15 protein-coding genes are annotated in these 13,157 nt (G+C 74.5%); 8 read left to right on the plus strand and 7 right to left on the minus strand.

What is annotated here, in order from left to right:
- Positions 1-98: 98 nt before the first annotated feature.
- From ACFWXO_RS25950 to ACFWXO_RS25985, 8 genes are all read left to right on the plus strand, one after another.
- Complete coding sequence (locus ACFWXO_RS25950; protein WP_380526352.1) at positions 99-440, plus strand: hypothetical protein; 342 nt, start codon at positions 99-101, stop codon at positions 438-440.
- 70 nt (positions 441-510) lie between these two features.
- Complete coding sequence (locus tag ACFWXO_RS25955) at positions 511-771, plus strand: hypothetical protein (RefSeq protein ID WP_380526354.1); 261 nt, start codon at positions 511-513, stop codon at positions 769-771.
- A 35-nt stretch (positions 772-806) separates the two neighbouring features.
- Positions 807-1,220, plus strand: coding sequence for a winged helix-turn-helix domain-containing protein (locus tag ACFWXO_RS25960; protein ID WP_380526355.1), 414 nt, complete (start codon positions 807-809; stop codon positions 1,218-1,220).
- Between the two features lie 108 nt (positions 1,221-1,328).
- Positions 1,329-1,811 (plus strand): hypothetical protein, encoded by a 483-nt coding sequence (locus ACFWXO_RS25965; protein WP_380526357.1) that lies wholly within the window; start codon positions 1,329-1,331, stop codon positions 1,809-1,811.
- Positions 1,808-2,173 carry a glyoxalase gene (locus ACFWXO_RS25970; protein ID WP_375894320.1) on the plus strand — a complete coding sequence of 122 codons (366 nt, stop codon included), beginning with the start codon at positions 1,808-1,810 and terminating at the stop codon, positions 2,171-2,173. Before ACFWXO_RS25965 ends, ACFWXO_RS25970 begins: the two co-directional genes overlap by 4 nt.
- 99 nt (positions 2,174-2,272) lie before the next feature.
- Entirely contained in the window at positions 2,273-4,051 is a 1,779-nt protein-coding gene (locus ACFWXO_RS25975) for an ABC transporter permease (RefSeq protein ID WP_380526359.1), read from the plus strand.
- Between the two features lie 11 nt (positions 4,052-4,062).
- Entirely contained in the window at positions 4,063-5,493 is a 1,431-nt protein-coding gene (locus tag ACFWXO_RS25980; protein WP_380526391.1) for a nitrate/sulfonate/bicarbonate ABC transporter ATP-binding protein, read from the plus strand.
- Between the two features lie 50 nt (positions 5,494-5,543).
- On the plus strand, positions 5,544-6,167 hold the full coding sequence (locus tag ACFWXO_RS25985) for a nucleoside deaminase (RefSeq protein ID WP_380526361.1): 624 nt from the start codon (positions 5,544-5,546) through the stop codon (positions 6,165-6,167).
- A gap of 1 nt (position 6,168) precedes the next feature.
- Here the strand turns inward: ACFWXO_RS25985 and ACFWXO_RS25990 are convergent, their stop codons facing one another.
- The 7 genes from ACFWXO_RS25990 to ACFWXO_RS26020 form a co-directional block, all read right to left on the minus strand.
- Positions 6,169-6,399, minus strand: a complete 231-nt coding sequence (locus ACFWXO_RS25990) for a hypothetical protein (RefSeq protein WP_380526363.1) — start codon at positions 6,397-6,399, stop codon at positions 6,169-6,171.
- Positions 6,400-6,750: 351 nt separating this feature from the next.
- On the minus strand, positions 6,751-7,194 hold the full coding sequence (locus ACFWXO_RS25995) for an ArsR/SmtB family transcription factor (RefSeq protein ID WP_380526365.1): 444 nt from the start codon (positions 7,192-7,194) through the stop codon (positions 6,751-6,753).
- A gap of 106 nt (positions 7,195-7,300) precedes the next feature.
- The gene (locus tag ACFWXO_RS26000) at positions 7,301-7,957 is read right to left on the minus strand and encodes a LuxR C-terminal-related transcriptional regulator (protein ID WP_380526367.1); all 657 of its coding nucleotides are present in this window, start codon (positions 7,955-7,957) and stop codon (positions 7,301-7,303) included.
- Complete coding sequence (locus tag ACFWXO_RS26005; RefSeq protein ID WP_380526369.1) at positions 7,921-9,237, minus strand: sensor histidine kinase; 1,317 nt, start codon at positions 9,235-9,237, stop codon at positions 7,921-7,923. The genes ACFWXO_RS26000 and ACFWXO_RS26005 overlap by 37 nt, the downstream gene beginning before the upstream one ends.
- A gap of 175 nt (positions 9,238-9,412) precedes the next feature.
- On the minus strand, positions 9,413-11,359 hold the full coding sequence (locus ACFWXO_RS26010; RefSeq protein ID WP_380526371.1) for a hypothetical protein: 1,947 nt from the start codon (positions 11,357-11,359) through the stop codon (positions 9,413-9,415).
- Positions 11,344-12,111 carry an ABC transporter ATP-binding protein gene (locus ACFWXO_RS26015; protein ID WP_380526373.1) on the minus strand — a complete coding sequence of 256 codons (768 nt, stop codon included), beginning with the start codon at positions 12,109-12,111 and terminating at the stop codon, positions 11,344-11,346. Before ACFWXO_RS26015 ends, ACFWXO_RS26010 begins: the two co-directional genes overlap by 16 nt.
- Positions 12,112-12,309: 198 nt before the next feature.
- A complete protein-coding gene (locus ACFWXO_RS26020) occupies positions 12,310-12,936 on the minus strand; it encodes a hypothetical protein (RefSeq protein ID WP_380526375.1) in 627 nt (208 codons plus the stop codon).
- Between the last annotated feature and the right edge of the window lie 221 nt (positions 12,937-13,157).

Here is a 13,157-nt window from a genome sequence, read left to right on the forward strand (position 1 = left end):
ACGCCGGGGGCGGCGCCGCACACCACGGCCCGCCGCCCCCGGCCCCGCCCCGGAACCCTCGACCACCCCGCACCCGGGGTAAGGAAGGCAGTACGGCCATGCGCACCACCACCCCCTTCCACCACCTCTTCCACCACTGCCCCAGCGTCCGACTCGCCCTGCACGACGGCGTCGAGCGCGCCTACCGCCTCGACGACCCCGGCAGCTGCCCCCGCTCGGGCACCCGCAACACCCCGGCCTCCGCGTACGAGCCCCGTGTCCACCTGGCCTACCTGCTGGCCCGCCAGGGCCACCGCCCGGACTGGCTCGCCCTCCCCCAGCCTCCGGCCGGGGGGACCCCCACCGCGGACCTTCCGCCGGCCGCCGCGCACCGGATCGCCCTCGCCGCCGCCCGCCACCGGGCCGCCGCCGCGACCACGCCCGCGCCCGCCGCCGCCTGAATCATCAACTCCCCTGCGCACCGGCGCACTTGTTCAGATCTTGCCTGTCCTGTCACGGAGGTGACCAGCCATGTCCATCGTTGCCGCTTTCCAGCCCGCCCTCCCGTCCACCGATCGCGGCCGACTGCGCGCCGCCCTCGCCGCGGTGGGCCGACGGCTGGCCGCCAGCCCGCTCGACAACACCGTGCTGCGCGCCGTCGGCGCCCCGGCCCCGAGCCCGGCCCCGGGACTTCCGAACGACCGGCCCACCCGGATGCGGGCCAGCTGGCACTCCGTCACCGGCCCGGACGGGACGGCCCGACTGGAAGCCTCCTGGCACCCCGGCCACTGACCCGACCGACCCCACCAGCCGAAGGAGCATCCGCCATGGCCGTGCGCTACCGCAGGCTCGACGCCATCTTCTCGGACCACACCGCCGCCCCCGCCCTGCGGGCCGTCCCCGCCGCCCGGACCGTCCCCGGCCCGCGGCCCGTCCTCGACTCGGCCGGCCTGGTGGTCGACCAGGAGCAGCGCACCGTCACCGTCGACGGCCAGCACCTCGACCTGCCGTACCTGGAGTTCGAACTGCTCGCCCACCTGGTCGGCAACCCGCTGCGGGTGCACTCCCGCCGCCAGCTGATGGAGTCCGTCTGGGGCCGGCCGGACACCGGCGACACCCGCACCATCGCCACCCACATCGCCCGGATCCGCCGCAAGCTCGGCCCCGGCCACCGGGAGGCGATCGCCACCGTCCGGCAGATCGGCTACAAGTACGACCCCCGGCTGGTCCGCGCCGCCTGAGGCCGGCCCCGCCGCAGCGCCAGTGGCCCCGCCGCAGCGCCAGTGGCACCACCGACAGCACCAGTGGCACCACCGACAGCGCCGACACCAACCGGAGGAGGACACCGCATGACCCGGACCGCCCTGTTCCCCTGGACGAGCCGAGGTACGGCGCTCTGCGTCGCCGTGCTCCTCCTCGCCCTCCAGGTCGCCGCCCTCGGCGCCGCGCCCGCCCCGCTGCGCCTGTTCCTCTCCGGCGTGCTCATCGGCGGCTCGGCCGTCGGGCTGCTGCTCGCCCTGCTGCTGGCCCACAGCCGGCAGCGGGCGGGCCTGGCCGCACCTCCCGCCCCGGAGGACGACGCCCAGTGGTTCAGCGCCCGCTCGCTGGAGGGCTTCCCGATGGAGCAGGTCCGCCCGCTCCTGCTCGGCCCCGACGCCCCCGGCCTCAACCGGCTCTACACCGCCTGGGTGTTCGCCACCCACGGGCACGACCCCCAGTGGATCGCCCACCACCTCGGCCTGCCCACCCCGACCGCCCGGCTGCTGGTCACCGCGGCCCGGCAGCACGCCACGTCCACCCCGTCCGACCCCTCCGAGAGGAAGCCGAAGTGATCACGGCCCTCGACCACGTCCAGCTCTCCGCGCCACCCGGCAGCGAGCCCCTGCTGCGCGCCTTCTACGGCGACGTCCTGCAGATGGCCGAGATCCCCAAGCCCCAGCCGCTGACCGGCCGCGGCGGCTGCTGGTTCGCCGCCGACGGCGGCCGGGTCCGGCTCTACCTCGGCATCGAGGAGCGCTTCCGCCCCAGTGTCAAGGCCCACCCCGGGATGGCGGTCTGCGAGATCGAGGACTTCGCCGAACGCCTCGCCGGACTCGGCGCCCAGGTCGTCTGGGACGACAGCCTCCCGCCCCGGCGCCGCTTCTACACCACCGACCCGGTCGGCAACCTGCTGGAGTTCGTCGAAACCGCGTAGGCCCCCTCCGGCCTGAGCACCGGACCGAAACACCGGTCCATTTGCGTACGGACGTCAGAAGGGAGCAGACTGCCCGGGTTTGCGCCGGAGGTCCCCGTCATGTCCTTCCCGAAGTCCGCCCCGGGCCCGTCCCGGGGCCCGCTGCCGCCCCGGACCGCGGGCCGCCCGTCCCGGGCGGGCCGGGCCCCCCGGGCGGGCTGGGCGGACGTGGTCGTGGCCGCCGCCGTCCTGGTCCTGCTCTACCTCGCACTGCGGGTCGGACAGGGCACCACCGTACGGTTCTCCACCGCGCGCGACGCCGCCGTGGACACCGACCCGGCCCGGCTGCCGTACGACGCCGCGCGCTCGCTGCTGCGGATGTTCGCGGCGCTGGTCCTCTCGGTCGGCTTCACCTTCGGCTACGCCTACGCCGCCGCCCGCAGCCGCCGGCTGGAACGGGTGCTGATCCCCGCGCTGGACATCCTCCAGTCGGTGCCGGTGCTCGCCTTCCTGACCGTCGCCGTCACCGGCTTCCTCGCCCTGTTCCCCGGCTCCGAGCTCGGCCTGGAGTGCGCGGCCGTGTTCGCCATCTTCACGTCCCAGGCGTGGAACATGACCTTCGGCTTCTACCACTCACTGGTCTCGCTGCCGCGCGAACTCGACGAGCTGTCCCGCTCCTTCCGGTTCAGCCGGTGGATGCGGTTCCGGAAGGTCGAACTGCCCTCCGGCATGATCGGCCTGGTCTGGAACGGCATGCTCAGCTTCGGCGGCGGCTGGTTCTTCCTGGTCGCCTCCGAGGCGATCAGCGTCGACAACCAGCGCTACGCCCTGCCCGGGGTCGGCTCCTACGCGGGCGCCGCCATCGCCGCCGGCGACCTCGGCCGGGTCGGCTGGGCGATCGCCACCATGGCCGTCCTGGTCATCGGCGTGAACTTCCTGTTCTGGCGGCCGCTCACCGCCTGGGCCGAACGCTTCAAGAACGAGCAGTCCGAGGCCACCGAGGTGCAGCGCTCCGTCGTGCTCGCCCTGCTGCGCCGCTCCCGGCTGCCCGGCCTGCTCGGCCGGGTGCTGCGGCCCCTCGGCCGGGCCCTGGACCGGGCCGGACGGGTCTTCGGCACCGACGACCGGCCGCTCGCGGTCAGCCGCGCCCGGCAGCGCACCGGCGACCTCCTCTTCGCCGTCGTCTCCGGCGGCATCGTGCTCTGGGGCCTGGTCGACCTCGGCCGCTACCTCGCCGGCACCACCGGCCTCGGCGTCTTCGGCGAGCCCCTGCTGCTCGGCCTCGCCACCCTGGCCCGGGTGGTGGTGCTGGTCGCGGTCGCCACCGTCGTCTGGGTGCCGATCGGCGTGCGGATCGGCTTCTCCCCCCCGCTGACCAGGATCGCCCAGCCGCTGGTCCAGGTGCTCGCCAGCTTCCCCGCCAACTTCCTGTTCCCGCTGGTGGTCTGGCTGCTGCTGCGCACCGGCCTGTCGATCGACCTCGGCGGCGTGCTGCTGATGGCCCTCGGCGCCCAGTGGTACATCCTGTTCAACGCCATCGCCGGCGCCATGGCCATCCCCAGCGACCTGCGCGAGGCCATGGACAACCTCGGCGTGCGCGGCCTGCAGCGCTGGCGGCGGCTCATCGTCCCCGGCATCTTCCCGGCGTACGTCACCGGCGGCATCACCGCCTCCGGCGGCGCCTGGAACGCCTCCATCGTCTCCGAGGTGGTCACCTTCGGCGGCACCACCCTCACCGCCACCGGCCTCGGCGCGTACATCGCCGGCGCCACCGAACGCGGCGACCACCCGCACCTGCTCGCCGGGGTCGCGGTGATGAGCGTGTACGTCGTCGCCCTCAACCGCCTGGTCTGGCGCCGGTTGTACCGCCTGGCCGAACGCCGTTACTCGCTCCAATGAGGTTCCCCCCGATGCGCTTCCCGTTCTCCTCCCGCCCCGCCCCCGCCGTCACCCAGCCCGCCGTGGCGGACGGCGCGACCCTGCTGGAGACCGTCGGCCTCACCAAGTCCTACGCCGGCGCCGACGGCGAACTCCCGGTGCTCTCCGGGATCGACCTCACCGTCCGGGCCGGCGAGATCGTCGCCCTGCTCGGCCGCTCCGGCTCCGGCAAGTCCACCCTGCTGCGCTGCCTGGCCGGCCTGCTGCCGCCCAGCTCCGGCACCGTCCGCTACCGCGGCACCCCCCTCACCGGCGCCAACCCCGGCACCGCGCTCGTCTTCCAGACCTTCGCCCTGCTGCCCTGGCTGACCGTCCGGCAGAACGTCGAACTGGGCCTGGAGGCCCGCGGGGTGCCCCCGCGCGAGCGCGCCCGCGCCGCCGACCAGGCCATCGACCTGATCGGCCTCACCGGCTTCGAGAACGCCTACCCCAAGGAGCTCTCCGGCGGCATGCGCCAACGCGTCGGCTTCGCCCGGGCCCTGGTCGTCGAACCCGACGTGCTGATGATGGACGAACCGTTCTCCGCGCTCGACGTGCTCACCGCCGAGAACCTGCGCGGCGAACTCCTGGAACTGTGGGAGTCCGGCCAGTTCCCCACCCGCGCCGTCGTCCTGGTCACCCACAACATCGAGGAGGCCGTGCTGATGGCCGACCGCGTCGTCGTCCTCGGCTCCCGCCCGTACGGCACCATCCGGGAGACCGTCGACGTCGACCTGGAACGCCCGCGCGACCGCGACTCCGCCGCCTTCGACGAACTCGTCGACCGGGTCTACCGGATCATGACCGGCCGGCCCAAGGACCCCCGGGCGGCCGGGCGCCCCGAGCCGGACCGTACCGAGCCCGGCCCCACCGAACCGGACCGCACGGACCCGGACCCCGCGGACCCGGACCCCATGGACCCGGACCGCCCCGACCGCCGGACCGTCGCCAACACCCCGCTGCCCAGCACCAGCGTGGACGGCCTCTCCGGCCTGGCCGAGATGATCGCCCACCGCGCCGGCCGCTGCGACCTCGCCGACCTCGCCGACCAACTCGGCCTCGACATCGACGACATGCTCCCCCAGGTCGACGCCCTCGACCTGCTCGGCTTCGCCGAGATCCACGGCGACGACCTCCTGCTCACCGAGGACGGCACCGCCTTCGCCCACGCCGACGTCCAGGACTCCCGCGCCCTCTTCGCCGGCGCCGCCCTCGACGTCCCGCTGGTCAAGCTGATCGCCAACAGCCTCGGCGGCGAACCCGGCGCCACCGCCCGGGCCGGCTTCTTCCGCGACCTCCTCGCCCACCACTACACCAGCGAACAGGTCGACCGGCAGCTGGAGACCGCCACCGACTGGGGCCGCTACGCGGGCCTGTTCGGCTACGACGCGGCCCGGCAGGAATACCGGTCGGAGGAGGCGTAGGGCGGGGAGAATGCTCCGGAACCCCGTACGCCGACCGGACGGAGCACAGCGTGGTGTTGAACAGGCGTCACTTCCTCGGCGCAGCTGGAGCGGTGGGCGCGGCGGGCGCAGTGGGTGCGGCGGGCGCAGTGGGTGCGGCGCCGCACCCGGCACCCGCCACCGCGCGCAGGGACCACGAGCGCTTCATGGCGGCGGCGATCGAGGAGGGGCGCAGGAACGAGCGCTACCCCTTCGGGGCGGTGCTGGTGCGCTCGGGCGAGGTGGTGGCCCGGGGCGTCAACGCGGCGCAGGACGGCCCGACCTACCACGGCGAGATGGTCGCCATCGACGACTTCGGGCAGCCCTACGGCAGCCCCGAGTGGGCGGGCACCTCCCTGTACACCACCGCCGAACCCTGCCCCATGTGCATGAGCGCCTGCGCCTGGGCCGGCATCGGCCAGGTCGTCTGGGCCACTTCGATCGAGGGGCTGCGCCGCACCGGCCTGGACCAGATCGACCTGTCCGCCGTCGACGTGGCCAAGGCCGCCGACTCCTTCTACCACCCGCGACTGCTGCTGGGCGGGGTGCTGGCCGCCGAGACGGACGAGTTGTTCCGCCGCGCCCAGGTCATCCGCGGTGGTGGTGGCGGGCCCGGCGACCGTGCGGCCACCGGGCCTTTCGGCGAAGGGGTCTGACCTATCGCCAGGAGGGCACGATCGAGAGCCGGGCGGCGTTCGGGGCGACGTCGCAGAAGTAGGTGATCGCCTCACCCCGGGCCACGTAGTCCTTGCCGGCCGCGTCGCACGCGGCGCCGCTCGGGTACATGCCGATGTAGACGAAACTGGCAGCCTGCGCGGACGGCGCGGCCAGCAGCGCGCCGGCAGCCAGTAGTCCGGTCAGACTCAGGGTCGAAATCGCTTTGCGCATGGGTGTGTTGCTGCCTTCCTGTTCCGGTGGCGAGGGCTCCGGTCGTGATGATCCGGTGCCCGGTGCGCAGCAGCCTCGTGCACCGGCGGACGGAGGGCAATGGTCGAGACCAATTCGGCCGGAAGCCGCCGGGGCCGCCTGGGCGGCGGACTCCCGGGGCGCGACGGCCCCAGCCCTCGGTCCGTCGGCGAAGGACCGCACCCTCCCCCGCCCCGCAGGCCCCCGGGGCGGAGCGGTCACCCGGTGGGGCGAGGGCGGGGAGACCCGCGCGTTCCGGCCAGTGGTCCAGACCAATTGGGCATGCTCAGCACAACCCGGGCAGGTTCCGGCACACCCCGGACCGGCCCCGGCTCAGCCCGTCGGACCGGCCGCCGGGCGGCCGCGCACCCCCCGGACGGCGCGGGCGGCCCGGGCGGCCCGGCCGAAGGGCTGCTCCGCCGTGCCGGCGGCCGCGGCCGCGCCGCCGACACCACCGCCACCACCGCTGCGGTCCGGCAGGTCGTTGGCGATCACGGCCGCCTCGGTCAGCAGCCCGCGCACCTCGGTGGCGCGGTAGAAGATCCGCGTACCCTCCCGGCGGGCCACCACCAGACCCGCCGCCCGCAGCTTCGCCAGGTGCTGCGAGGTGGCCGCCACGTGCGCGCCCAACAGCTCGGCCAGCTCGCTGACCGGCAGCTCCCGGCGGCTCAACGCCCACAGCAACCGGTACCGCGACGGGTCGGCCACCGCCTTCAACACCGCCACCGCCCGCTCGGCCGCATCCGCGTCCCAGGCCTCGTCCTTCGCACCACCCATACGCCGATCGTACCGACGCCCGCCCCGGCCCCCACCCCCGGCAAGCACCCCCACCCCGGCAGTACGGCCCCAGCAGCAGAAGTCGGCCCCGCCGACTTCCGGTGCCCTACTCCGCGCGGGTTCCGTTCAGGTAGGCGAGTACCGCCAGGACGCGGCGGTTGTCGTCGTCGGAGGCGCCGAGGCCGAGCTTGGCGAAGATGTTGGAGGTGTGCTTGCTGACCGCGCCCTCGCTGAAGTGGAGCCGCAGGGCGATCGCGGCGTTGGAACGGCCCTCGGCCATCATCTCGAGCACGTCGCGTTCGCGCGGGGTCAGCATCGCGAGCGGCTCGTCGTAGGCGTTGCGGGCCAGCAGGCGGGTGATCACCTGGGGGTCCATGACGGTGCCGCCGGCGGCGACGGTGTGGACGGCGTCGACGAACTGGTCGGCCTTGGAGACCCGGTCCTTGAGCAGGTAGCCGACGCCGCCCGCGCCGTCGGCGATCAGCTCCCGGGCGTAGAGCTGCTCGACGTGCTGGGAGAGCACCAGCACCGGCAGTCCGGGCTGTTCGCGGCGGGCCGCCAGCGCGGCCTGGAGGCCCTCGTCGGAGTAGGTGGGGGGCAGCCGGACGTCGACCACGGCGATGTCGGGGCGGTGCTCGGCGAGCGCGGCGGACAGTTCCGGCCCGCTCTCCACGGCCGCGACGATGTCGTGGCCGTGGGCGCTCAGCAGGAGTTCGAGTCCGTCCCTCAGCAGGACGAGGTCCTCGGCGAGGACAACACGCACGGTAGCTCCATGATCAGCCTGGTCGGGCCCCCCGGGGGGCTGGTCAGCGTGAGCGTACCGTCGAACACCGCCAGCCTGCGCTGGATGCCCCGCAGGCCGCTGCCGCCCTCCGGGTCGGCGCCGCCCCGACCGTCGTCGAAGACCTCGGCGCGGAGCAGTCCGGCGGCGTGGGTGAGCTCCACCCCGGCGTGGCGGGCGTCGCCGTGCTTGACCGCGTTGGTGAGCGCCTCGCTGACCGCGAAGTACATCGCCGACTCCACCGGCGCCTCCGCCCGTCCGGGCAGTTCGGCCCGGACCTCGACCTTCAACGGCACGTCCAGCGCGAGCGCCCGGATCCCTTCGGCGAGGCCGCGTTCGGCGAGCACCGGCGGGTGGATGCCGCGCACCAGGTCGCGCAGCTCCTGGAGGGCCTGGGTGACGTTCTCCTGGGCGTCCGTCACCACCTGCTTCGCCTTCTCCGGGTCCCGGTCGATCAGCGGTACCACCGCGCCGAGCCGCAGGCTGACGGCGACCAGCCGGGCCTGGGCGCCGTCGTGCAGGTCCCGTTCGATCCGGCGCAGCTCGGCGGCCTGGGCCTCGGTGGCGTCCAGCCGGATCTCGGTGAGCTGCTCGACCCGATGGGCCAGCCGGGAGCGCTCGGTGGGGCCGAGCAGGGTACGGGTCCAGCGGCCGTGCAGGTGCAGTGCGGGCCCGGCGAGGGCGAGTCCGGCGGCCACCAGGACCAGGCCGAGCAGCGGTCCGAGCAGCCCGGGCAGCGGCAACAGGCCGTAGCCGGGGCCGGGTTCGGGCAGTACGGGCTGCGCCAGCCCGTACAGGCCGTAGCCGGTCAGCAGGACGGGCGCGGCCGCGACGGCGCCGCCGACCAGCGGGTCGACCAGCAGCCAGGCGGCGTCCCGCCAGGTCGCCGGGTCGTTCCAGAGCCAGCGGAGCTTGAGCGCGAAGCCCGCGAACCAGCGGTTCTTGTGGTAGTCGTGGCCGGTCCAGTACCAGCCGTGCAGGGTGCGTTCCAGCGCCGGGCGCGGCACGTACGGCACCGGTACGGGCACCTGGGACCAGTGGCCGGAGGCCCAGCGGGCGGCCGTGGCGGCGGAGCGGACCACCCGGGTCGTCACCGGGAACAACGGGACCAGCCCGGCGCCGACCCAGAGCAGGAACGAGACCACGAAGAGCACGCCCATCACCGCGCCGACCGGGATCAGCAGGGTGAGGACGGCGAGGCGGCCGAGCGCCAGGAGGGCGGTGCGCAGCGCCTCGGCGCCTCGGGACTGCGGGGTGCTCACGGGGTGGGCCTCCGGTCGGCTCGACGGTTCTGTGCGGTGTCCTGCTGTGCGGTGTCCTGCTGTGCTGCCCTGCGGCTGTGCTGTGCTGCCCTGCGGCTGTGCTGTGCTGCCCTGCGGCTGTGCTGTGCTGTGCTGTGCTGGACGATCATGATGGCAGCCCCGCAACGGGCCCGGCTCAGCCCCCCGTTACGCCCTCGGCCGCCCGCTCGGCCGCCTGCTTGGCGCGGATCAGCCGGTACACCCCCACGAAGCACACCGAGCCCAGCAGGATGAACCCCGTCGCGACCGGCACCTGCCAGGCGGGCGGCAGGTACAGGGCCAGGAACCAGCTCCGGTTGGCCGGCGCGAGCAGCGACATGGCCAGCGCCACTGCGCCCTGCGGGGCCGTGCTCAGCACCCCGGCCGTCACCAGCAGCCCGGCGACCGCGGTCCGGCGGCGGGAGAGCTGGTCCAGCAGGTCCTGCTCCTGCGGCGAGCGGTCCGCCGAGCCGGCCTTCCGGCGGACGCCCTTGCGCATCACGTCCAGCAGTTCCGGCCCGCGGGTCTCCAGTCGGCGCCGGGCCGCCCGGCCCATCCACCCGGCGAACAGCAGCCCGGTGGCCAGGCCGACCGCCGTGCCGCCCCAGCGCAGCGGTGCGCTGTGCAGCAGCGTCCCGGCCAGCACCACGCCGGTGGCCGGCAGCGCGGCGAACAGCTGGAGCAGCAGGACGGCGAGGCTCTGCATCCGGACCTGGTCGCCGCTCTCGTCGCTGAATCCGTCCAGCGGGTTGCCGCCCGGCCGGTCCGGGAACGGCGCCGGGCCGAGCAGCGACATCAGCGGCACCAGCCCCGCGCCCGCACCGAGCACCGTCGGCAGGGCGGCCAGCAGCCAGGGCCAGGCCCAGCCGTTCGGGACGGCCACCGTCCCGGCGACGGTGAGCAGCAGCGCGGCCGGGCCGACCAGCAGCAGCCAGGCCAGCTGCCGGGCCCGGACGTCGATCCGCTCGGCGCCAGGGGCGACCAGGGTCAGCCAGAGGGCGCCGGCGTCCAGCCCGTACAGGCTGGAGCCGAGCGCACCGGCGTACAGCGCCGTGACCACGCCCGTCCACGGCAGTACGGTCGGGAAGCCGCCGAGCACCGGCAGCAGGCCGGTGAACAGGCCGGTCCACAGGGCGATCCGCAGGAAGCGGGCCCGGCGCGGGTCGCGCGCCCACAGGCGCAGCTCCTTGCCGAGAACGGCGGCCCCGGGGGTGTCCGGGAGGAGCCGCGGGCGGCCGCGCCGACGGCCGGCGGGCCGTCCGCCCCCCGCCGTACCGCGCACCAACTGCCGGGCCAGCAGGGCCGTCCAGGCGGCGAACAGCAGCCCGCACAGGGCGAGCAGTCCGCCGAGGCAGGCGCCGACCAGGACCCAGTCGGAGCGCCGGGCGGCGTCCACGGCGACCACCGACCAGCCGGAGGGCAGGACGCGCACCACCGTGCCGATGGTCGGCGCCCAGTGGCCGCCCAGCAGCTTGAAGAAGAAGGCGATCCCGAACCAGCCGGTGTTCAGGAACCCGCAGACCAGGCCGACCAGCAGCGCCGACAGCTCCCAGCCCAGCCGCGACCGGGCCACCCGGCCCAGGCCCTGCACGCCGAGCTTGGCGAGCACCACCACGAACAGCAGCTGGAGCAGCATGGCGGGCACCGCCACCAGCGCGGGCAGCGGCCCCAGCCCGGCGCCGAACACCACCAGCACGGCGAAGGCGACCAGGGCGACCGCCGGGGTGACGCCGACGAACGAGGCGGCCAGCAGGCCCAGCGCCAGCCGGCGCGGAGGCTGGGGCACCAGCGCGAAGTACGACAGCCGCAGGGTCGGGTCCCCGCCGGTGAGGGTCGGCCCGACCGCCCAGCCGACCGTCCAGACCAGCAGCACCAGGGCGATCGTGCCCACCCCGGCCTCCGGCGCCGGGAAGTCCACCAGGCCCAGCAGGGCCGTGCCCACCGCCACCAGGCCGCCGCACACCCCGCCCGCGATCAGGCTCGCCGCCCGCGGGCCGGACATCGACCGCCGCAGCACGGCCAGCTTCATCCCGGTCAGGACGACGACGGGGTTCGGCACGCCCCCGGGATCCGGCACGCCCCCGGACTTCACGACGCCAGCCACGACAGCCCCTCCTCCCCACCGGTACGGGCGCCGACCAGCTCGACGAAGACGTCCTCCAGCCCCCGCCCGGCCCGCACCTCCGCCACCGGCCCGGCCGCCAGCACCCGGCCCCCGGCGATCACACCGACGTGGTCGCAGAGCTGCTCCACCAGCGCCATCACGTGACTGGAGAACACCACCGACCCGCCCGAGGCGACGAAGCGCCGCAGGATCGCCCGGATCGTCGCCGCCGACACCGGGTCGACCGCCTCGAACGGCTCGTCCAGCACCAGCAGCCGCGGCGCGTGCAGCAGCGCCGTCGCCAGACCGATCTTCTTGCGCATCCCGGTCGAGTAGTCGATCACCGGGGTGTCCCCGGCCCCGTCCAGCTCCAGCACGGCCAGCAGCTCCGCCGCCCGCGCGTCCACCGTCGCCCCCGGCAGCCCGCGCAACCGCCCCAGGTAGTGCAGCACTTCGGGCCCGCTCAGCCGCTCCGGCAGCATCATCCCGTCCGGCAGCACCCCCACCAGCGCCTTGGCCCGCACCGGGTCGCTCCACACGTCGACCCCGAGGACCGCCGAACTCCCGGCGTCCGGCCGCAGCAGCCCGACCGCCATCGACAGCGCGGTCGTCTTCCCGGCGCCGTTCGGCCCGACCAGCCCGTAGAACGACCCGCTCGGCACCAGCAGGTCCACCCCGTCCACGGCCACGTGCGCCCCGAACCGCTTCCGCAGCCCCACCAACCGCAGCGCCGGCTGCACCGATCCCCGCACGACGACCTCCCCGTCCCACCACCACCCGCCCCGGAGGCGGCTCGTGACCGAATCTAGGGACACCGCCCCGCCCGCAGAATCCACCTGCCCCCCGAACAGGGGTGGGCCTGGCCCCACCCCTGGCGCGCCAGACGAAAAGGCGGTGCCCCGCCTCCCTGTTTCGGGGAGGCGGGGCACCGCCGGGTCACGCTCGGCCGCTCAGCACTGCACAGGCGAGGCGACCTTCTCCAAATTGAGGTCGATCCGTTCCTCGGCGTGTTGACCGTCCCGCTGGACGACCACCCGGTACGAGCCCTGGAGTTCCTGCGGAATGACGACGGTGTAGATCGTGCGTGGGATGCCCTCGACGCGGGTCGAGTAGGCAGCACGTGCCGGGAAGTCCCGGCCCTGACATACCAGGTGGTCGACCGACTCTCCGCTCGCGATGAGCGTCACCGCCCACGACGTCCGTCCGTGGGCACTGAACCGCCCGCCGCCCATGAAGATCTCGGCCCCGGGAACGTGCTGCGCCGGAATCGACGCGAGCGTCGCACACGTGGTGCTCGGACCGGCCACCGACGCGGTACAGATCTCGCCGGTCTTCTCGGTCTGCCAGATCAACTCCGTTCCGTAGCCGCCGTCGTACTCAGCCACCGAGAACGCTCCGCCCGCCGGCATCCGTCCGCCCTCCTCGGCCATCCGGACGACCTGGCGCTTGATGTCGTCCGGAAACGCCGGTCCAGGAGTGGCCCCCGCAGGATCCTTCACGGTCGGCGTCGGAACGACCGGCGGAGCGGAGGACGGCACGGCGGCAGCGGAGCCACCTCCTGTGACGTCCGGCGCCACCTCTCCCCGAGGGGCCCCGCTGCACGCGCAGGCTCCGAGCACCAAGCCCAGGAGAACGACACCGAACCTCACCACTGATCCTCTCACTTCGTCAGTCATCCTCTCCTCGACGGGGTTCCGCGCCGCCCTGGACGCGTGCCCCCCGGGGGGGCCGGGCCCGCGCATAGTGTTGGACCAGGCCCGGCCCGGGGGGGGGGTGTTGTAAATAAAAAACCACGCTC

The organism is Kitasatospora sp. NPDC059088 (genome assembly GCF_042738155.1).
Taxonomy (GTDB): Bacteria; Actinomycetota; Actinomycetes; order Streptomycetales; family Streptomycetaceae; genus Kitasatospora.